The sequence below is a fragment of the Affinundibacterium flavidum genome (assembly GCF_014284175.1).
GTDB classification, from domain to species: domain Bacteria; phylum Pseudomonadota; class Gammaproteobacteria; order Burkholderiales; family Burkholderiaceae_D; genus Undibacterium; species Undibacterium flavidum.
The window spans coordinates 175,550-193,651 of sequence record NZ_JACOGA010000009.1; the positions used below are offsets into that span (position 1 = coordinate 175,550).

At 45.6% G+C, this 18,102-nt stretch carries 27 protein-coding genes; 23 read left to right on the forward strand and 4 right to left on the reverse strand.

The genetic code is table 11. From position 1 onward, the window contains the following. Position 1: 1 nt before the first annotated feature. From rpsC to dsbD, 23 genes are all read left to right on the forward strand, one after another. Entirely contained in the window at positions 2–841 is an 840-nt protein-coding gene (gene rpsC, locus H8K55_RS11225) for a 30S ribosomal protein S3 (protein ID WP_186892586.1), read from the forward strand. A gap of 2 nt (positions 842–843) precedes the next feature. Then, a complete protein-coding gene (gene rplP / locus H8K55_RS11230; protein ID WP_186892587.1) occupies positions 844–1,263 on the forward strand; it encodes a 50S ribosomal protein L16 in 420 nt (139 codons plus the stop codon). A 13-nt stretch (positions 1,264–1,276) separates the two neighbouring features. Continuing rightward, positions 1,277–1,468: a 50S ribosomal protein L29 gene (rpmC, locus tag H8K55_RS11235; RefSeq protein ID WP_186892588.1), complete on the forward strand. Its 192-nt coding sequence runs from the start codon at positions 1,277–1,279 to the stop codon at positions 1,466–1,468. Further along, on the forward strand, positions 1,468–1,752 hold the full coding sequence (gene rpsQ / locus H8K55_RS11240) for a 30S ribosomal protein S17 (protein WP_186942179.1): 285 nt from the start codon (positions 1,468–1,470) through the stop codon (positions 1,750–1,752). The genes rpmC and rpsQ overlap by 1 nt, the downstream gene beginning before the upstream one ends. Before the next feature lie 256 nt (positions 1,753–2,008). After that, on the forward strand, positions 2,009–2,377 hold the full coding sequence (gene rplN, locus H8K55_RS11245) for a 50S ribosomal protein L14 (RefSeq protein ID WP_006464924.1): 369 nt from the start codon (positions 2,009–2,011) through the stop codon (positions 2,375–2,377). 9 nt (positions 2,378–2,386) lie between these two features. Then, positions 2,387–2,701 carry a 50S ribosomal protein L24 gene (rplX, locus tag H8K55_RS11250; protein WP_186942180.1) on the forward strand — a complete coding sequence of 105 codons (315 nt, stop codon included), beginning with the start codon at positions 2,387–2,389 and terminating at the stop codon, positions 2,699–2,701. A 4-nt stretch (positions 2,702–2,705) separates the two neighbouring features. Further along, entirely contained in the window at positions 2,706–3,245 is a 540-nt protein-coding gene (gene rplE, locus H8K55_RS11255) for a 50S ribosomal protein L5 (RefSeq protein ID WP_186892591.1), read from the forward strand. Positions 3,246–3,252: 7 nt separating this feature from the next. Further along, entirely contained in the window at positions 3,253–3,558 is a 306-nt protein-coding gene (gene rpsN / locus H8K55_RS11260; protein ID WP_186892592.1) for a 30S ribosomal protein S14, read from the forward strand. 14 nt (positions 3,559–3,572) lie between these two features. Continuing rightward, positions 3,573–3,968 (forward strand): 30S ribosomal protein S8, encoded by a 396-nt coding sequence (rpsH, locus tag H8K55_RS11265; protein ID WP_186892593.1) that lies wholly within the window; start codon positions 3,573–3,575, stop codon positions 3,966–3,968. A 10-nt stretch (positions 3,969–3,978) separates the two neighbouring features. Next, a complete protein-coding gene (gene rplF / locus H8K55_RS11270; RefSeq protein ID WP_186921443.1) occupies positions 3,979–4,512 on the forward strand; it encodes a 50S ribosomal protein L6 in 534 nt (177 codons plus the stop codon). 13 nt (positions 4,513–4,525) lie between these two features. Further along, positions 4,526–4,888: a 50S ribosomal protein L18 gene (rplR, locus tag H8K55_RS11275; RefSeq protein ID WP_186892595.1), complete on the forward strand. Its 363-nt coding sequence runs from the start codon at positions 4,526–4,528 to the stop codon at positions 4,886–4,888. 11 nt (positions 4,889–4,899) lie between these two features. Next, positions 4,900–5,418, forward strand: a complete 519-nt coding sequence (gene rpsE / locus H8K55_RS11280; protein WP_186892596.1) for a 30S ribosomal protein S5 — start codon at positions 4,900–4,902, stop codon at positions 5,416–5,418. A gap of 10 nt (positions 5,419–5,428) precedes the next feature. Continuing rightward, positions 5,429–5,608 carry a 50S ribosomal protein L30 gene (rpmD, locus tag H8K55_RS11285; protein WP_186892597.1) on the forward strand — a complete coding sequence of 60 codons (180 nt, stop codon included), beginning with the start codon at positions 5,429–5,431 and terminating at the stop codon, positions 5,606–5,608. Positions 5,609–5,636: 28 nt separating this feature from the next. Continuing rightward, positions 5,637–6,125, forward strand: a complete 489-nt coding sequence (gene rplO / locus H8K55_RS11290; RefSeq protein WP_186892598.1) for a 50S ribosomal protein L15 — start codon at positions 5,637–5,639, stop codon at positions 6,123–6,125. Between the two features lie 23 nt (positions 6,126–6,148). Further along, positions 6,149–7,486: a preprotein translocase subunit SecY gene (gene secY / locus H8K55_RS11295; RefSeq protein ID WP_186942181.1), complete on the forward strand. Its 1,338-nt coding sequence runs from the start codon at positions 6,149–6,151 to the stop codon at positions 7,484–7,486. A 25-nt stretch (positions 7,487–7,511) separates the two neighbouring features. After that, positions 7,512–7,730, forward strand: coding sequence for a translation initiation factor IF-1 (gene infA / locus H8K55_RS11300; RefSeq protein WP_005663428.1), 219 nt, complete (start codon positions 7,512–7,514; stop codon positions 7,728–7,730). Positions 7,731–7,762: 32 nt separating this feature from the next. Then, complete coding sequence (gene rpmJ, locus H8K55_RS11305) at positions 7,763–7,876, forward strand: 50S ribosomal protein L36 (RefSeq protein ID WP_014004415.1); 114 nt, start codon at positions 7,763–7,765, stop codon at positions 7,874–7,876. A gap of 27 nt (positions 7,877–7,903) precedes the next feature. Then, on the forward strand, positions 7,904–8,269 hold the full coding sequence (rpsM, locus tag H8K55_RS11310; RefSeq protein WP_186892600.1) for a 30S ribosomal protein S13: 366 nt from the start codon (positions 7,904–7,906) through the stop codon (positions 8,267–8,269). Between the two features lie 38 nt (positions 8,270–8,307). Continuing rightward, positions 8,308–8,712 (forward strand): 30S ribosomal protein S11, encoded by a 405-nt coding sequence (gene rpsK / locus H8K55_RS11315; RefSeq protein ID WP_186892601.1) that lies wholly within the window; start codon positions 8,308–8,310, stop codon positions 8,710–8,712. A gap of 218 nt (positions 8,713–8,930) precedes the next feature. Beyond that, the gene (rpsD, locus tag H8K55_RS11320; RefSeq protein WP_186942182.1) at positions 8,931–9,554 is read left to right on the forward strand and encodes a 30S ribosomal protein S4; all 624 of its coding nucleotides are present in this window, start codon (positions 8,931–8,933) and stop codon (positions 9,552–9,554) included. Between the two features lie 103 nt (positions 9,555–9,657). Further along, positions 9,658–10,635 (forward strand): DNA-directed RNA polymerase subunit alpha, encoded by a 978-nt coding sequence (locus tag H8K55_RS11325; RefSeq protein WP_186892603.1) that lies wholly within the window; start codon positions 9,658–9,660, stop codon positions 10,633–10,635. A gap of 129 nt (positions 10,636–10,764) precedes the next feature. Beyond that, positions 10,765–11,163 (forward strand): 50S ribosomal protein L17, encoded by a 399-nt coding sequence (rplQ, locus tag H8K55_RS11330; protein WP_186892604.1) that lies wholly within the window; start codon positions 10,765–10,767, stop codon positions 11,161–11,163. Between the two features lie 300 nt (positions 11,164–11,463). Then, positions 11,464–13,254 (forward strand): protein-disulfide reductase DsbD, encoded by a 1,791-nt coding sequence (gene dsbD, locus H8K55_RS11335; RefSeq protein ID WP_268978001.1) that lies wholly within the window; start codon positions 11,464–11,466, stop codon positions 13,252–13,254. Between the two features lie 92 nt (positions 13,255–13,346). On the opposite strand, the gene sbcB is transcribed toward dsbD, so the two are convergent. The 4 genes from sbcB to yihA all read right to left on the reverse strand — a co-directional run bounded on the left by sbcB (position 13,347) and on the right by yihA (position 17,916). Then, positions 13,347–14,786 carry an exodeoxyribonuclease I gene (gene sbcB / locus H8K55_RS11340; RefSeq protein WP_186942183.1) on the reverse strand — a complete coding sequence of 480 codons (1,440 nt, stop codon included), beginning with the start codon at positions 14,784–14,786 and terminating at the stop codon, positions 13,347–13,349. Between the two features lie 39 nt (positions 14,787–14,825). Further along, entirely contained in the window at positions 14,826–15,965 is a 1,140-nt protein-coding gene (locus H8K55_RS11345) for a magnesium transporter CorA family protein (RefSeq protein WP_186942184.1), read from the reverse strand. 68 nt (positions 15,966–16,033) lie between these two features. Next, the gene (hemB, locus tag H8K55_RS11350) at positions 16,034–17,038 is read right to left on the reverse strand and encodes a porphobilinogen synthase (protein WP_186942185.1); all 1,005 of its coding nucleotides are present in this window, start codon (positions 17,036–17,038) and stop codon (positions 16,034–16,036) included. Between the two features lie 161 nt (positions 17,039–17,199). Next, positions 17,200–17,916, reverse strand: coding sequence for a ribosome biogenesis GTP-binding protein YihA/YsxC (gene yihA, locus H8K55_RS11355; RefSeq protein WP_186942186.1), 717 nt, complete (start codon positions 17,914–17,916; stop codon positions 17,200–17,202). Positions 17,917–18,102 lie beyond the last annotated feature (186 nt).

An 18,102-nucleotide genomic window follows, 5' to 3' on the forward strand; every position in this document is an offset into this window, starting at 1 on the left:
GATGGGACAGAAGATACATCCAACCGGTTTCCGTTTAGCGGTAACACGTAATTGGTCTTCACGTTGGTATGCTGGCAATGGTAACTTTGCCACTATGCTCAATGAAGATATCAAAGTACGTGAATACCTGAAAAAGAAACTGAAAAATGCATCAGTAGGTCGTATCACTATTGAGCGTCCAGCAAAAAATGCACGTATTACTATTTACAGCTCCCGTCCAGGCGTTGTGATTGGTAAAAAAGGCGAAGATATCGAATCCTTGAAAGCGGATTTGGCAAAGATCATGGGCGTGCCTGTGCACGTAAATATCGAAGAAATTCGTAAGCCAGAAATCGATGCTCAATTGATCGCTGATTCTATCTCTCAGCAGCTCGAAAAACGTATTATGTTCCGCCGCGCGATGAAACGTGCGATGCAAAACGCAATGCGTCTGGGTGCTAAGGGTATCAAGATCATGTCTAGTGGTCGTTTGAATGGTATCGAAATTGCTCGTAAAGAATGGTATCGCGAAGGCCGTGTGCCTCTGCATACTTTGCGCGCCGATATCGATTACGGTACAAGTGAAGCATCTACGACATACGGTATTATTGGCGTTAAAGTTTGGGTTTACAAAGGTGATCGTTTAGCTAATGGCGACGCTCCTGTAATCGAATCCACACCAGAAGACGACAAAAAACGTCGTGGCCCACGTCGCGAAGATGGCAAGCCAAATAGCCGTCCACGTGCAAAGCGCCCTGAAGGTCAAACTCCAACTGGTACAGCAGCAGCTCCAGCAGCTAAACGTGTTCGCACGAAAGCAGCTGACGGCGCAGCGGCACCAGCTGAGAAAGCAGGAGAATAATCATGCTGCAACCAGCACGCAGAAAATATCGTAAGGAACAAAAAGGCCGCAACAAGGGTATATCCCATGACCGTGGCACAGCAGTTTCTTTCGGTGAATTTGGTTTGAAATCAATTGCACGTGGCCGTATTACTGCACGTCAAATTGAAGCGGCACGTCGCGCTATGACTCGTCATATCAAACGTGGTGGCCGTATCTGGATCCGTATTTTCCCAGATAAGCCAATTTCTCAGAAACCAGCTGAAGTTCGTATGGGTAATGGTAAAGGTAATCCAGAGTACTACGTAGCCGAGATTCAACCAGGCAAAATGTTGTACGAGATGGATGGCGTTGATGAAGCGCTGGCACGCGAAGCTTTCCGCTTAGCAGCTGCTAAATTACCATTGTTGACAACGTTTGTCGTACGTCAAGTCGGCACTTAATAGGGAGTTGTAAATGAAAGTATCTGAACTCCAAGGCAAAGACTCCGCAGCTTTGACGAAAGAATTGAATGATTTGTTGAAGGCACAATTCAGCCTGCGTATGCAAATCGCTACGCAACAGTTGAATAACACTTCGCAACTCAAAAAAGTTCGTCGTGACATCGCCAGAGTTAAAACAGTCATGAATCAGAAGGATGCCAAATAATGAACGATCAAGCGAATGTACCAGTAAAGGTTGCACTGAAGCGCACATTGATTGGCAAAGTTGTCTCCGACAAGATGGACAAGACAGTGACAGTATTAGTTGAGCGTCACGTTAAACATCCTTTGTACGGTAAGATCATTGTGCGTACAGCGAAATACCATGCACACGATGAAGCTAACCAAGCAAAAGCCGGTGATACAGTCGAGATTCAAGAAGGTCGTCCAATCTCTAAAACTAAAGCTTGGACATTGACTCGCGTTGTACAAGTTGCGCCAGTTTTATAATAGTTGTTGCAGTAATCGTTTTTTGATGTAATAATGATGGGCTGTCATTTGCAAAGCTTGCAAATGACAGCTTAAATGTCTCTCAGGCTAGTAATTTGAGAGTGGTTAAAAAATCGTCCACCTAATCGGTTGACTCGTGCATTGTTATTTGTGCTTCTAAGGCGTCTGACAATAAAAGAGTTGGCTGGCGGGACCAAGACTGACTACAGATTTGCAATGTGCGGATTGTGTGGATTAAGTTGGGAAAGAGAACAATATGATTCAAACAGAAAGCCGGCTAGAAGTGGCTGACAATACTGGTGCGCGTGAAGTTTTGTGCATTAAAGTATTGGGTGGCTCTAAGCGTCGTTATGCAGGGATCGGTGATGTTATCAAGGTAACAGTCAAGTCTGCTGCTCCACGCGGTCGCGTAAAAAAAGGTGAAATTTACAATGCAGTTGTAGTTCGCACTGCTAAAGGTGTTCGTCGTCAAGATGGCTCTTTGGTAAAGTTCGACGGCAATGCTGCAGTGTTGTTAAATGCAAAACTTGAGCCTATCGGAACTCGTATTTTCGGCCCAGTAACGCGCGAATTGCGTACTGAGCGTTTCATGAAGATCGTTTCGCTTGCTCCAGAAGTGCTGTAAGGAGTCGTGATGAATAAGATTCGTAAAAACGACGAAGTCATCGTCTTGACGGGTAAAGACAAAGGTAAACGTGGTCAAGTGCAGCAATGCGTTGATGCGAATTACGTTGTTGTTGTAGGCGTTAATGTTGCCAAAAAAGCAACTAAGCCTAACCCAATGACTGGAGCAGTTGGTGGCATCGTTGATAAATTGATGCCGATTCATGTTTCCAATGTTGCGTTATTTAATGCTGCATCTGGTAAAGCAGACCGTGTAGGTTTTAAAGATGTGGATGGCAAAAAAGTCCGCGTTTATAAATCTACTGGCGAAGTTGTGAAGGCATAAAGTCATGGCCCGTCTACAAGCATTATATAAAGAAAAAATCGTTGCTGATTTGACTGAGAAATTCTCTTACAAATCACCAATGGAAGTTCCTCGCATCTTGAAGATCACCCTGAATATGGGTTTGTCCGAAGCGATTGCTGATAAGAAAATTATCGAGCACGCAGTTGGCGATTTGACGAAGATTGCAGGTCAAAAACCTGTCGTAACTAAGGCACGTAAAGCGATCGCTGGTTTCAAAATCCGCGAAGGCTATCCAATCGGTTGTATGGTCACCCTGCGTGGTAATCATATGTACGAATTCTTGGATCGTTTCGTGACTGTGGCTTTGCCACGCGTTCGTGACTTCCGTGGTGTATCTGGCCGCGCATTTGACGGTCGTGGTAACTACAATATCGGTGTTAAGGAACAGATCATTTTCCCTGAGATCGAGTACGACAAGATTGACGCGTTGCGTGGTATGAATATCAGTATTACTACGACAGCTAAGACCGACGAAGAAGCAAAAGCGCTTCTCGCCGCATTTAAATTTCCGTTCAGAAACTGAGGTCGCCATGGCAAAATTGGCACTGATTAATCGTGAGCAAAAGCGTGCAGATTTGGTGAAGAAATTCGCTGGCAAACGCGCCGAATTGAAGGCCATCATTGATGACCAATCAAAAACTCCAGAAGAGCAATATTTAGCTCGTTTGAAGTTGCAGGCATTGCCACGTAATTCTAATCCGACTCGTCAGCGCAATCGCTGCGCTTTGACAGGTCGTCCACGTGGCACATTCCGTAAGTTCGGTTTGGGCCGTATTAAAGTCCGTGAATTCGCCATGCGTGGTGAAATCCCGGGTATGACTAAAGCTAGCTGGTAATAGGAGAATAAGCAATGAGTATGAGCGATCCTATCGCCGATATGCTGACCCGCATCCGTAACGCGCAAGTTGTTCAAAAGACTGCCGTCGCGATGCCGTCCTCTAAGGTAAAAGTTGCAATTGCAAACGTACTGAAGGACGAAGGCTACATTGAGGATTTCGCAGTAGTTGACGCTGCTGGTAAATCTGAATTGAAAATCGGTTTGAAATATTATGCAGGACGTCCTGTTATCGAACGCTTGGAACGTGTTTCACGTCCAGGTCTCCGTATTTACAAAGGTAAAGACGAGATCCCAAGTGTGATGAACGGTTTGGGCGTGGCCATCGTGTCCACACCTAAGGGCGTTATGACTGACCGCAAAGCGCGCGCAACCGGTGTCGGTGGCGAAGTTATTTGCTACGTCGCCTAAGGAGTGCAAGATGTCTCGAGTAGGTAAAATGCCAATCGCGTTGCCAGCAGGTGCAGAAGTTGCAATCTCAGCAGCGGCGATTACAGTAAAAGGTCCAATGGGCGTGTTGACACAAAGCTTAAACGGCTTAGTGACAATCGCTAACGAAAGTGGTGTCCTGAATTTCAAACCCGCAAATGACAGCCGTGAAGCTAATGCTATGACTGGTACCTTGCGTGCCTTGGTTAATAACATGGTTAACGGTGTTACTAAAGGTTTTGAGAAGAAGTTGAACCTCGTCGGCGTTGGTTATAAAGCGCAAGCGCAAGGCGACAAGTTGAATCTCTCCTTGGGTTTTTCTCATCCTGTCGTTCATGACATGCCAGCTGGCGTGACATGTGCAACACCAACTCCAACTGAAATTCTCATCAAAGGTGTGAATAAGCAGCAAGTTGGTCAGGTCGCAGCAGAAGTTCGTGCATACCGCAGCCCAGAGCCTTATAAAGGCAAGGGTGTCCGCTACGCGGACGAAGTGGTTGTGATTAAAGAAACCAAGAAGAAGTAATAGGGGTTAGACGATGGATAAGAAACAATCACGTCTGCGCCGCGCGACTCAAACCCGTGCCAAGATCGCAGAGCTCAAGGTCACACGTTTATCTGTGCACCGTACGAACCTGCATATCTACGCCAGCATCATTGATGCAGATTCCAAAGTATTGGCATCTGCTTCTACAGTGGAAGCTGAAGTGCGTGCAGAATTGGCAGCGGCATCTAAGCACGGTGGTAATGCTGCGGCAGCCACTTTGATTGGTAAGCGCGTTGCGGAAAAAGCATTGAAAGCAGGAGTTACCGAAGTCGCGTTTGATCGCTCCGGTTTTCGTTACCACGGTCGTGTGAAGGCGTTGGCAGAAGCCGCGCGTGAAGCCGGCTTGAAGTTCTAAGGAATATTGTCATGGCAAAAATGCAAGCAAAAACAGCAGCCGACAAGCCGGATGATGGCATGCGCGAAAAAATGATCGCGATCAACCGTGTAACCAAAGTGGTTAAGGGTGGTCGTATCATGGGTTTCGCAGCACTGACAGTCGTTGGTGATGGTGATGGTCGCATCGGTATGGGTAAAGGAAAGTCGAAAGAAGTTCCAGTAGCCGTACAAAAAGCGATGGAAGAAGCCCGCCGCAAAATGATTAAAGTAACTTTGAAAAACGGTACATTGCAACATGCAGTGACTGGTAAGCACGGCGCCTCATCAGTCATGATGATGCCTGCTAAAGAAGGTACTGGCGTTATTGCTGGTGGTCCAATGCGCGCGATTTTCGAAGTGTTGGGTGTGGTGAATGTAGTTGCTAAGTCAAATGGCTCTACTAATCCATACAACATGGTTCGTGCAACTTTGAACGGTTTGTCGAAAATGAGTACGCCTTCCGATATCGCTGCAAAGCGCGGTAAGTCCGTTGAAGAAATTTTGGGCTAAGGTGAGCGAAATGACAACTACAGTTAAAGTACAATTGGTCAAGGGTTTGATCGGTACGCGCGAGTCACATCGTGCTACTGTGCGCGGCTTAGGTCTGCGTCGCGTAAATTCAGTTTCTGAATTGCAAGACACACCAGCAGTGCGCGGTATGATCAATAAAGTCTCGTATCTTGTGAAGGTTGTATCGTAAGCCCTTGGGTTGACGATCGGAGCAAATTATGGAATTAAATACAATCCAACCAGCTGATGGCGCTAAACACTACAAACGTCGTGTTGGTCGCGGTATCGGTTCTGGTATCGGTAAAACAGCGGGTCGTGGTCATAAAGGTCAAAAATCTCGTACAGGCGGCTTTCATAAAGTCGGTTTCGAAGGCGGTCAAATGCCTTTGCAACGTCGTTTGCCTAAGCGTGGTTTTAAATCTTTGGCAACGCCTTACAAAGCAGAAGTTCGTTTGTCTGACCTGGAAAGTTTGCCAGTCACAGAAATCGACGTTTTGGCATTGAAGCAAGCTGGTGTCGTTTCTGAATTGGCACGCGTTGTTCGCGTGATTTTGTCAGGCGAGATCACTAAAAAAGTAACTTTGAATGGCTTAATCGTCACCAAAGGTGCTAAAGCTGCGATCGAAGCTGCTGGCGGAACAGTGACTGAATTAGTGATTGCACCAGTGGTTAAGAAATTACCTGCTAAAGCTAAAGCATCTGCTTAATTAAGTCATAACAGGAGCAAACATTGGCAACATCTCCTCAACAAACTAAAAGTGCTGCAAGTGGTTTTCCTTGGGGAAGACTGTGGTTTTTGCTAGCAGCACTGGTTGTATATAGGATAGGCGCACATATACCTGTTCCTGGAATTGATCCAAAGGTATTAGAAGATTTGTTTAAGCAAAACCAAAATGGTATTTTGGGTATGTTTAACATGTTCTCTGGTGGTGCTTTGTCTCGCTTCACAATTTTGGCGCTGGGAATTACGCCTTACATTTCTGCCTCTATTATTATGCAGTTGATGTCAGTTGTGTCCCCGCAGCTGGAAGCACTGAAGAAAGAAGGCGAGTCGGGTCGTCGTAAGATTACTCAATACACACGTTACGGTACTTTGGTACTCGGTGTGGTGCAAGCTTTCTTCATTGCTTTTGGTTTGGAAACGCAAGCAGGTTTGGTGTTAGATCCTGGAATGGCGTTTAGATTTACTACTGTCGTTACTTTGGTAACTGGTACGATGTTCCTAATGTGGTTAGGTGAACAAATCACTGAGCGCGGTTTAGGTAACGGTATTTCTATCATCATTTTTGCAGGTATCGTCGCTGGCTTGCCAGGTGCATTAGCAGGTTTGTTCGAATTAGTTCGTACCGGTTCTATGCAAGCGTTTTCCGCGTTGATTATTTGCGTGATGGTTGCTGCAGTTACTTATCTGGTGGTGTTCGTAGAACGCGGCCAACGTAAGATTCTGGTCAACTATGCGAAGCGTCAGGTTGGCAATAAAGTTTATGGTGGTCAAAGCAGTCATTTGCCACTCAAGTTGAATATGGCAGGTGTAATTCCTCCGATCTTTGCCTCTTCTATTATTATGCTGCCTGCCACGATTACTGGCATGTTTGCAAAGGGAGCGCAAGATCAGGATTCTGGATTTGTCCGGTTCTTGCAAGATTTAGCAAGTTCGCTGACAACTGGTGAACCTGTTCATGCATTGTTGTACGCTGTAACGATTATTTTCTTCTGCTTCTTCTACACTGCGCTGGTATTTAACAGCAAAGAGACTGCAGATAATTTGAAGAAGAGTGGTGCTTTTGTCCCAGGGATTCGTCCAGGTGATCAAACATCCCGTTATATCGACAAGATTTTGATGCGTTTGACTTTGATTGGCGCGGTCTACATTGCATTAGTTTGCTTGTTACCAGAATTGCTGATCGCTCATTGGAAAGTACCATTTTATTTCGGCGGCACATCGCTGTTGATTATTGTGGTGGTGACCATGGACTTTATGGCTCAAGTGCAGAATTACGTAATGTCACAGCAATACGAATCGCTTCTTCGTAAAGCAAATTTCAAGGGCGGCATACCTTCACGGTAAGCACACCAAAGGAACAGCAGATCGAATGGCAAAAGACGACGTTATACAGATGCAGGGAGAGATTCTAGAGAATCTTCCGAATGCAACATTTCGAGTTAAGTTGGAAAATGGGCATGTTGTGCTTGGCCATATTTCAGGAAAAATGCGAATGAACTATATCCGCATTCTTCCTGGTGATAAGGTGACAGTAGAATTGACGCCTTATGATTTGAGCCGAGCACGTATTGTGTTCAGGACCAAGTAAATTAAATTGAACTAGAAGGGAAGAGGGCAAAAATGAAAGTTCTCGCATCAGTTAAGCGGATTTGCCGCAACTGCAAGATCATCAAGCGCAAAGGTGTTGTTCGTGTTATTTGCACAGAACCACGCCATAAACAGCGCCAAGGTTAATTAACGTTATTGAACGAGGAATAACGAATGGCACGTATAGCAGGGGTTAATATCCCAAATCATCAGCATACCGTAATTGGCTTACAAGCAATCTATGGTATTGGCGGCCCACGCGCAGCAGATATCTGTGCAGCAACGGGTGTATTGACAACTAAAAAGGTCAAAGATCTGGACGACAACGAGTTAGAAAAGCTTCGCGACAGTATTGCAAAATACGTTGTTGAAGGTGATCTTCGTCGTGAAATCTCGATGAACATCAAGCGTTTGATGGACTTAGGCTGCTACCGCGGTCTGCGTCATCGCAAAGGTTTGCCTGTTCGTGGTCAACGTACACGTACGAATGCACGTACACGTAAGGGCCCACGTAAAGCAGCGCAATCATTGAAAAAATAATCCAGCGTAGTTGATCAACTGGATTCAAGGAACCAATTATGGCAAAAGCACAAAATAACGCAGCGGCAGCACGCGCTCGTAAAAAAGTTAAGAAAAATGTTGCTGAAGGTATCGCACACGTTCACGCATCTTTCAACAACACCATCATCACGATCACTGATCGTCAAGGCAATGCATTGTCTTGGGCAACAGCTGGTGGTCAAGGTTTTAAAGGCTCACGTAAATCTACTCCTTTCGCGGCTCAGGTTGCAGCGGAAGCAGCAGGTAAAGTTGCGGTTGAGTGCGGTATCAAAAACCTCGAAGTTCGCATCAAAGGTCCAGGTCCAGGCCGTGAATCTTCTGTGCGTGCTTTGAATAATTTGGGTATCAAGATCTCCTTGATCCAAGACGTTACGCCAGTACCACACAACGGCTGCCGCCCTCCAAAGCGTCGTCGTATCTAATTCATTGCTTAGCCTAGGCTAAGCTTTGGATAATTCTAACAATCATGTTAGAATGCAGCCCGCCAATTCATTTGGTGGGTTTTGTCTTTCGTATTTTTGATACGATTTTATTTTTCTTATTCGATTTTTTATTTAATAAGACCACTGTCTGATTGCGAGTAGATCAGACTAGCGTAGGTTGTCTAACGGCACTTACGTCATTTTTAAAGGAAATTATTGTGGCACGTTATATCGGACCTAAAGCAAAATTATCCCGTCGCGAAGGCACGGATCTGTTCCTGAAAAGCGCACGTCGCTCTTTGGATTCAAAATGCAAATTAGACGTAAAACCAGGTCAACACGGCGCGAAATCTGGCGCACGTACATCTGACTTCGGTAATCAATTGCGTGAAAAACAAAAAGTTAAACGTATGTACGGCGTGTTAGAGCGTCAATTCCGTCGTTATTTCGCAGAAGCTGATCGTCAAAAAGGTAATACTGGCGAAACTTTGTTGAAATTGTTGGAATCCCGTTTGGACAACGTTGCATATCGTATGGGTTTCGGCTCCACACGTGCTGAAGCGCGTCAGTTGGTTAGCCACAAAGCATTCACAGTTAATGGCGGCGTAGTGAATATCGCTTCTTACCAAGTTAAAGCTGGTGACGTTATTGCTGTTCGTGAAAAATCCAAAAAACAAGTGCGTATCGTTGAAGCCTTGTCTTTGGCAGAACAAATTGGTATGCCATCTTGGGTGTCTGTAGACTCCAAGAAAATGGAAGGTACTTTCAAGGCTATGCCTGATCGTAGCGACATCGCTCACGATGTCAACGAATCTTTGATCGTTGAATTGTACTCACGTTAATATTAAGTTTCACCGCCTGCTCATTTTGCGATGGGCAGGCTTTTTTCTTTTTGCCATCAGCCTTATCGGTGTAACGAGCCGAGGGTATTGAAAAGGACAAATAATGCAAAACAATCTGTTTAAGCCTCGTATTATCGACGTTGAAATGTTGGGCCCTGGCTCAGCAAAAGTAGTGATGGAGCCATTTGAACGTGGTTTCGGTCATACACTCGGTAACTCTCTACGCCGCGTTTTATTGTCTTCTATGGTTGGTTACGCGCCAACTGAAGTGACGATCGCCGGTGTTGTGCATGAATATTCAACTCTCGATGGCGTGCAAGAAGACGTCGTGGATATTTTGTTGAACTTGAAAGGCGTAGTCTTCAAGTTGCACGAACGTGATGAAGTTACTTTGACTTTGAAGAAAGAAGGCGAAGGCGCAGTCTTGGCTTCCGACATCGATTTGCCACATAACGTAGAACTGATTAATCCAGATCACGTGATTGCTAATTTGACCGCTGGCGGCAAATTGGACATGCAAATCAAAGTAGAAAAAGGCCGTGGCTACGTTCCTGGTAACGTACGTCGTTTGTCTGAAGATGCGAACAAAACAATTGGTCGTATCATTTTGGATGCGTCTTTCTCTCCAGTACGTCGTGTTTCTTACTCTGTTGAATCTGCTCGCGTTGAACAACGTACGGATTTGGACAAGTTGATCATCAACATCGAAACAAATGGTGTGATCACTCCAGAAGAAGCAATTCGTCAATCTGCTCGCGTATTAGTCGATCAATTGCACGTATTTGCCGCATTGGAAGGCACAGAAGCAGCGGCAGAAGCACCATCACGTGCACCTGCTGTTGATCCAGTCTTGTTGCGTCCAGTCGATGATTTGGAATTGACAGTACGTTCAGCAAACTGCCTGAAAGCAGAAAATATTTACTACATTGGTGATTTGATCCAACGTAGCGAAAACGAATTGTTGAAGACACCAAACTTGGGTCGCAAATCTTTGAATGAAATCAAAGAAGTATTGGCTTCCCGTGGTTTGTCTTTGGGCATGAAGTTAGAAAACTGGCCTCCAGCTGGTTTAGAGAAGTAATTTTGGCGTCGGGTCGACTTGTTTGACCCGATGTTTTATTTGTAGTGCGTAGTAAGAACATTACCGGTCCGCGTCAAATGGTTTGACGATAGAAGAACTGGAAATTTTAAACAATCGAAAGGAAGTACCATGCGTCATCGTCACGGCTTACGTAAGCTGAATCGTACATCATCCCACCGTTTAGCAATGTTGCGCAATATGACAGTTTCCCTGTTGCGCCACGAAGCAATCAAAACAACTTTGCCAAAAGCAAAAGAATTGCGCCGCGTTGTTGAGCCAATTTTGACTTTGGGTAAAACAGACACATTGGCAAACAAGCGTTTGGCATTCAACCGTTTGCGCGATCGTGAAATCGTTCAAAAATTGTTCGCTGAATTGGGTCCACGTTTTGCAAATCGCAATGGTGGTTACCTGCGTATTTTGAAAATGGGTTTCCGCGTTGGTGACAATGCGCCTATGGCCTATGTAGAATTGTTGGATCGTCCAGAAGTCTCTGACGCTGCAGATGCACCAACAGTTGACGAATAAGCTAAGTTGTAATTAGCAGTTCTGAAATAAGAAGCCGTTCAGTAAAATGAACGGCTTTTTTATTTCTATCGGGTGATTGTTTGGATAGCGATGAGTTGAATCTCTTCCTACCTTGGAGAATCGTTGATATTGGTCTTAGTAATCGAGTCTTGTTGCCAGTCAAAATTTGCTTCGCTGACGTCGGTTTCAGTATTCCGTTAAGATGGTGAATCTGGCCGTCGGTCTGTTGGCTTTGATTAAAATGAACCATATTGACCTGGTCGAATCAGAAAGCCAATGTTTTAAATTTCAAAGAGAGCTATGAAATCTTTTCCCGGTTTGCCATTGATGCGTGATAACTTGCATTCACTATCTCTGCAGAGTTCCTATTTAAGGCTACTTGTAGGGTTGTTAATTGCTTTGATGCTGTTCGTATCGATGGCAAAGGCAGAAGACTTCCTGGAGCCCGAGAAGGCATTCCAAGTCAAGGTGCAGATGGTAAGCAGCGATCAGGTGCGCATTACTTACACCATCGCAGATGGCTATTATCTTTATCGCGAGCGCTTAAAATTCGCTGCACAAGGTGCCGAGTTGGGGGCGATTCAACTTCCCACCGGTAAAGTCAAATTCGATGAAACCTTTCAAAAGGATGTGGAAACTTATCATCATGAATTGGTCGTGCTGATACCTGTGAAGGCTGCCTCTGATTTTCAATTGAAATTGGAATTGCAAGGCTGTGCGGAAGCGGGTTTATGCTATCCACCTATGGAATTGAACTTGCCTGTGGTCCTGGCAGATATCGCCGCAAATGTTGGAACAGTACCAGTTGCAACGCCACAGACTGTCCAAGAAAGTGGCGAACAATCAAGCATCGCTGACGCTTTAAAAAGTGGTCGTTTAAGTTTGATCATTCCTTTGTTTTTGGTACTTGGCTTAGGCTTGTCGCTGACACCTTGCGTATTGCCTATGGTGCCAATACTTTCATTCATTATTGTTGGTGAAGGTGCCGCCGTAAAGCGTAGTCGTGGCTTCTTTCTGTCGTTGAGTTACGTATTAGGCATGGCCTTGGTCTACACCAGTTTGGGCGTGGCGGCTGGTTTGTTGGGCGAGGGCTTATCGGCTGCGCTGCAAAACCCGTGGGTGCTTTCAGCATTTGCACTTTTGATGATTGCATTGTCGCTGTCGATGTTTGGGGTTTATCAGTTACAAATGCCGGGAGCGATTCAAACACGACTGACCTATTTTTCCGAAGGTCAGCGTAATGGAAAAATGGCTGGTGTGTTTTTGATGGGAGCGATTTCTGCCTTGATTGTGGGACCGTGCGTGGCCGCACCTTTAGCTGGTGCATTGGTCTATATTAGCCAGACTAAAAATGTTGTGGTGGGCGGCACTGCTTTGTTTTCATTGGCGATGGGCATGGGTGTCCCTTTACTGTTGGTAGGTATTTCCGCAGGTAGTTTGTTACCGCGTGCTGGTGTGTGGATGGAGCAGATTAAGCGCTTCTTCGGTGTATTGATGTTGGCGATGGCAATTTGGATGGTATCGCCAGTTTTACCACCTGTGGTGCAGATGAGTGCCTGGGCGATTTTGTTGCTTGGATACGGGATTTATCAGTTGGTTTTCTACCACGGTAAAGTATTTTCTAAATTAATTGCCATTCTCTGTATGCTGGCTGGTGGCACGCAACTTGTTGGAGTAGTGACTGGTGGACGTGATGCCTTGGCACCGATTGCACACCTTACTGGTCAAGTACAACATGTGAAGTTTCAACGTGTTAAATCTTCCGCAGAATTGGATGCTGTGTTGGCACAATCCAAAGGCAAGCTCGCGATGCTAGATTTTTATGCAGATTGGTGTGTGTCGTGTAAAGAGATGGAAAAACTGACTTTTGTCGAGCCCAGAGTCAAAGCGCAGTTGGATCAGATGTTGTTGCTGCAAGTCGATGTCACTGCGAATAATGCCGATGATAAAGCGCTATTGAAACGCTTTGGCTTATTCGGGCCACCGGGAATTATTTTCTTTGGTGCGGAAGGAAAAGAAATAGCAAATACGCGCGTCATTGGTTATCAAAATGCGGATAAATTTTTGGGCTCTTTGCAGAAGCCGAAATGAGACAGTCAGCCTAATGAGTCAGTCGACCTCTTTAGGCTGACGTGTGCATCAAAGCTGGCATAGTTCTATACCAAGTCAGCTTTTTTTTCGTCTTAGCGAACGGGCACTACTAATTCGGCATAATCATAAAGCGCACCAAGAATTTCTTCCGCACTTTCATCGGCCGATTCAGAGAGTTGATCAATCTCGTTGAAATACATGTCGACAGTGCGGGCATTCGCTTCGCCGTCCAACAATCGTGCCACGCGGTGTTCTTCCCATGCGGCCTTCTCGTCATTGCTGAGTGATTCGGGGAAGTTACGCGCACGGTAACGGAACAATAATTCGCTTAAGCGTTGATCATTAAAATGCGGATGCGCGTTTGCCAATTGTTGTGGATTCATTTGACGTAAATCATTCAATATTTTTCTATCTGCACCGCTGATAAATCCACCATATAAATCTTCATCCACATCGACAGCCTCGAAGCCTGGGCGCGCATAGACTTGTTCCCATAGCTGCAGACTGAGAGTTGCCTGCATGTTTTGTGCGACTTCAGCGTGTGCCATTATTTGCTGCATATCGATGTTCCAACGCGCCGCCATTTCACTGCTGAGCGTTTTCAGATTGCCAATCACGATAGGCGATTTGTTCAGATGTATGCTCTTCACCGGCAAGCGCGATACACCCTCAGGTAAATCCGCCGTTTTACTGAACATGCGTTGCTGTATCGTGGCGACATCCAAATGCTGTAATTCGCTAGGATCAAATTGCAAATCCCAGGCGATCACTTCATTTTTATTGGTCGGATGTATGGCTAAAGGCCACATCACTGCAAGACAGCCGCGCTCTGTGCTGAACATGCCAGAGATGTGTAGAAATGGTTTGCCCAGTAAGGGCAAGCCGATCTCAGTAGCAACTCTGTCTTTCTTATGTAATGCGAAACAAAAATCAAACAGCTTGGGTTGCTTATCTTTGATTAGTTTTGCTAAAGCGACTGTAGCGCGTACGTCAGATAAGGCATCATGTGCAGCAGTATGAGAAATGCCATTTGCTGCCGTTAAATGTTCGAGCCTAAAGCTAGGTTTTCCCTCGTCGTTTACAGGCCAATTGATGCCTTCTGGCCGCAACGCGTAAGTGGTACGCACTATGTCCATAATATCCCAGCGACCACATTGATTTTGCCATTCACGCGCATACGGATCGATCAAGTTGCGCCAAAACATAAAGCGCGTAATCTCATCGTCAAAACGTATCGTGTTATAGCCCACGCCTATGGTGCCCGTGGCCGCCAATGCGCGTTCTATCTGCGCTGCAAATTCATGTTCTGGTAAGCCTTGCTCCAGACATTGTTGCGGCGTGATGTGTGTGATTAAGCAAGACTGCGGGTCAGGTAAAAAATCATTCGCAGGCTTACAAAAAATATTGATAGGTTCGCCGATTTCATTCAAATCTGCATCGGTACGTATCGCGGCAAATTGCGCAGGTCGATCCCGTCTGGCCTGAGAACCAAAGGTTTCATAGTCGTGCCAGAGAAAGCTATGTGTATGCATGCCTGTAGATTTGTGTAGGATTGATATGCGCTTAAACGATCAACTGTCGGAGCGTTGTCCGCGATTTCTGATAAAGCTTTGTAGTCCGATCGCAACGAGAAACAATAATACCGACAGACCCATTAAGCCTATAGTCCATTTAAAACCAGTTTCTTCATTAATCCAAGGCATCTTAGTAAAGTTCATACCAAAGATGCCGGTGATTAAAGTCAAAGGCATAAACAGCGCGGTAATCACGGTCAAGAGTCGCATGATTTCACTGGTCTTATGCGCGACTGCCGCGAAATGAATTTGCACGGAAGATTCCAATGATGCTTCTAATCTGCGCGTATGATTTAAGACACGATTAATATGTTCCATCACGTCATTTGTGCGCACTAATAACAAATCTTTGGCGCGGCTAAGCTCGCCACCTTTGGCATCATAAGTATCCACAAAATGATCGCGTAATTCTTGTATCGCGTCGTATTGTTCTTCACACAGATGTTCGAGCTTGCGTAATTCAACGCGGGAATCGAGTAGGGCAACCCAGTTATTAAATGGCTTGCGTGGATCAAGTAATGCATGCTGCCAACGATCCAATTGATTGGTCAAAGGCTGACGCAAATCGAGATACTGATCCACCATCAAGTTTAATAAACGCAGCATTAGATCTTCGGGTGATGCTGGCAAGCGACTGCTCAGGTTATTGCCATCTTTGGGCTTGTAATTGAGTAGGCGTGTGCGCATGCCTTCTATGGTGCGACTTTGTGTGGCGCGAATTGTGACTAGCGTATTGCCTAGCAAAAGAAAAGAAACAGGCTGCGTTTGCAAACGATGCAAGGCTGCTGGGATTTTCTTTTTATTTACTTCGACCGTAGTATTCGCTTCACCATTTAAGGCTAACTTTTGAAAGACGACTAGCTCGTAATCTTGGGTGGCATCAAAGTAGGATGGATGGCTTAGGTTGCAGATGTCTTTTACATGTAAATCGTAAACGCGGATACCCGTTAGGTTTTCAATCTGATCGCGCCAGACATCGGTATCACAAGCAACTTCGTCGTGCGTACAATCTATCCATCGAAAACCTGGTGCTTCATCAAGCTGATCGTTTTCGCCGTCGCCAATCAGACCGTGGTCCTTGGTATCGGCTAGTGCATTGAGTGTGACCTGTGATTCGCTGATGAAGAAAATATCCATGTTTTACAAACTAAGCCATTCCATTGGTTTGATCTGATTTATGTTGATTTGGGTCGACTTGCGCTTATTCATTTTAGCAAACGTGCAATGTCGCGGGCGAAGTAAGTCAATATTCCATCGGCTCCCGCACGCTTAAATGCGAGTATCGCTTCCATCATTGTTTTGTCATGATCGAGCCAGCCATTTTGCGCAGCGGCTTTGATCATCGCATATTCGCCACTAACTTGATAAGCGAAGGTCGGTACTTTGAATTCATCTTTCACACGACGCACGATGTCGAGGTAAGGCATGCCAGGTTTCACCATCACCATGTCCGCACCTTCGGCTAAATCTAAAGCAACTTCACGCAGGGCTTCATCGCTATTGGCTGGATCCATTTGGTAATTTGCTTTATTGCTTTTACCGAGATTGCCGGCTGAACCAACCGCATCGCGGAACGGGCCATAAAATGCAGACGCATATTTTGCCGAGTAAGCCATGATGCGGGTATAGATAAATCCTTGCTCTTCTAAGGCGCTACGGATTGCGCCAATTCTGCCATCCATCATATCGCTGGGCGCAACGATGTCGGCTCCGGCTGCGGCATGTGTAAGCGCTTGTCTGACCAACATTTCTGTAGTTTCATCATTGAGCACATAACCATCCTCATTGATCAAACCATCTTGACCGTGACTGGTGTATGGATCTAAAGCGATATCGGTCAAAATGCCAAGCTCTGGGCAACGCGCTTTGAGAGCACGAATCGCGCGCGGAATTAAGCCATCGGGATTGGTCGCTTCTACACCATCATCCGTTTTTAAGTGATTATCAATGGAGGGAAATAAGGCTAGCACTGGAATACCTAAGGCGACGCAGTCATCCGCAACCTCTAATAACTTATCTAAACTCATGCGTTCTACACCAGGCATAGAGGCAATTGTTTCCACTCTATTATTACCATCGACCAAGAAGACCGGGTAAATTAAATCGGAGGCAGTCACATGATTTTCACGCATCAGGTTGCGAGAAAAAGTATCACGGCGCATGCGACGCATACGCAAGTGCGGAAATTGGGCGGAAAGTGTAGTGGACATATGAAATAAAAAAATTCTCGAGGTTAATGAAACTTTTCTTACGAATTTGGCTCTTAGGATTAGGCATTACGCTTACCGCTGGTCCTCCCTAAGCGGGCGCCACTTGTTCCCATTCGATTGGCGTATTTTTTCCCCAGTACCGCAAAGTACTGGGGTTTTTTTTATTGCGGAGCGCCAGCATCCTCACTGTCGTCTAATGCGGCTACTGTTGGCAATACATCTAAGCCAGTCAATTCACGAATTTTGGCATCTGCTTCTTCAATCCCGGTACGATTCAACGCTGAAAATAATTGTGCAGTAAATGGATAGGGCGTGCCATTCGCATCAACGTAACTTGCCAAAATATTTTGTGCCAGACGTAATGCATTGGTTGCATCATTTCGATTTAATTTATCAGCCTTAGTCAACAAACAATGAATAGGACGTCCCGTTGGAGCGAACCACTCTAGCATTTGTTTGTCCAGATCCGTGAATGGACGACGTGAATCCATGATCAAAATCAAAGCGGCCAATTGATCGCGCGTTTGTACATAGTTGCCGAGTAAGACGTTCCAATGGTTTTTGGCAGCACCCGGAACTTCGGCGTAACCATATCCTGGCAAATCTACTAGCAAGGCACGAATCTCATCTTGACGCGTTTCATCTTTACGATGTTGTCCTACATGCGCACCACCAATTGAGAAAAAGTTAATGTGCTGAGTGCGCCCCGGTGTTTTGGATGCAAAGCACAGTTTTTTCTGATTGCAGAGGATATTGATTGCGGTCGATTTGCCCGCATTTGAACGACCCGCAAAGGCCACTTCTGGCACGGGCAAAGTCGGGAGATCGCGCAGGTGATTGACAGTGGTAAAGAAGCGCGCTTGCCAAAGGATAGACATAAATGGGGGCCAATCTAAAAGGGATGGTGCAAAAAAATGCAAAAAATAGGGGTAAAACGAGCGGTTTTAGCCCGAAATATGAGGTTTCCTTACGTCAATTGACTTGGAATAGCTCAACATTTCCACTAAAGCTATTGTACAATAAGGGGTTAGCTACGTGGGCTTCATGACTTCATTGCAGGTTCC

Coding starts and splice junctions, on each gene's coding strand:
- H8K55_RS11325 (WP_186892603.1), top strand. CDS start 9,658: ATGCAAAACAATCTGTTTAAGCCTCGTATTATCGACGTTGAAATGTTG.
- dsbD (WP_268978001.1), top strand. CDS start 11,464: ATGAAATCTTTTCCCGGTTTGCCATTGATGCGTGATAACTTGCATTCA.
- rpmC (WP_186892588.1), top strand. CDS start 1,277: ATGAAAGTATCTGAACTCCAAGGCAAAGACTCCGCAGCTTTGACGAAA.
- rplP (WP_186892587.1), top strand. CDS start 844: ATGCTGCAACCAGCACGCAGAAAATATCGTAAGGAACAAAAAGGCCGC.
- sbcB (WP_186942183.1), bottom strand. CDS start 14,786: ATGCATACACATAGCTTTCTCTGGCACGACTATGAAACCTTTGGTTCT.
- infA (WP_005663428.1), top strand. CDS start 7,512: ATGGCAAAAGACGACGTTATACAGATGCAGGGAGAGATTCTAGAGAAT.
- rplN (WP_006464924.1), top strand. CDS start 2,009: ATGATTCAAACAGAAAGCCGGCTAGAAGTGGCTGACAATACTGGTGCG.
- H8K55_RS11345 (WP_186942184.1), bottom strand. CDS start 15,965: ATGGATATTTTCTTCATCAGCGAATCACAGGTCACACTCAATGCACTA.
- rpsN (WP_186892592.1), top strand. CDS start 3,253: ATGGCAAAATTGGCACTGATTAATCGTGAGCAAAAGCGTGCAGATTTG.
- rpsK (WP_186892601.1), top strand. CDS start 8,308: ATGGCAAAAGCACAAAATAACGCAGCGGCAGCACGCGCTCGTAAAAAA.
- rpmD (WP_186892597.1), top strand. CDS start 5,429: ATGACAACTACAGTTAAAGTACAATTGGTCAAGGGTTTGATCGGTACG.
- yihA (WP_186942186.1), bottom strand. CDS start 17,916: ATGTCTATCCTTTGGCAAGCGCGCTTCTTTACCACTGTCAATCACCTG.
- rplO (WP_186892598.1), top strand. CDS start 5,637: ATGGAATTAAATACAATCCAACCAGCTGATGGCGCTAAACACTACAAA.
- rpsH (WP_186892593.1), top strand. CDS start 3,573: ATGAGTATGAGCGATCCTATCGCCGATATGCTGACCCGCATCCGTAAC.
- rpsQ (WP_186942179.1), top strand. CDS start 1,468: ATGAACGATCAAGCGAATGTACCAGTAAAGGTTGCACTGAAGCGCACA.
- rpsM (WP_186892600.1), top strand. CDS start 7,904: ATGGCACGTATAGCAGGGGTTAATATCCCAAATCATCAGCATACCGTA.
- rplR (WP_186892595.1), top strand. CDS start 4,526: ATGGATAAGAAACAATCACGTCTGCGCCGCGCGACTCAAACCCGTGCC.
- rplE (WP_186892591.1), top strand. CDS start 2,706: ATGGCCCGTCTACAAGCATTATATAAAGAAAAAATCGTTGCTGATTTG.
- rplQ (WP_186892604.1), top strand. CDS start 10,765: ATGCGTCATCGTCACGGCTTACGTAAGCTGAATCGTACATCATCCCAC.
- rpsC (WP_186892586.1), top strand. CDS start 2: ATGGGACAGAAGATACATCCAACCGGTTTCCGTTTAGCGGTAACACGT.
- hemB (WP_186942185.1), bottom strand. CDS start 17,038: ATGTCCACTACACTTTCCGCCCAATTTCCGCACTTGCGTATGCGTCGC.
- rplF (WP_186921443.1), top strand. CDS start 3,979: ATGTCTCGAGTAGGTAAAATGCCAATCGCGTTGCCAGCAGGTGCAGAA.
- rpsE (WP_186892596.1), top strand. CDS start 4,900: ATGGCAAAAATGCAAGCAAAAACAGCAGCCGACAAGCCGGATGATGGC.
- rplX (WP_186942180.1), top strand. CDS start 2,387: ATGAATAAGATTCGTAAAAACGACGAAGTCATCGTCTTGACGGGTAAA.
- rpmJ (WP_014004415.1), top strand. CDS start 7,763: ATGAAAGTTCTCGCATCAGTTAAGCGGATTTGCCGCAACTGCAAGATC.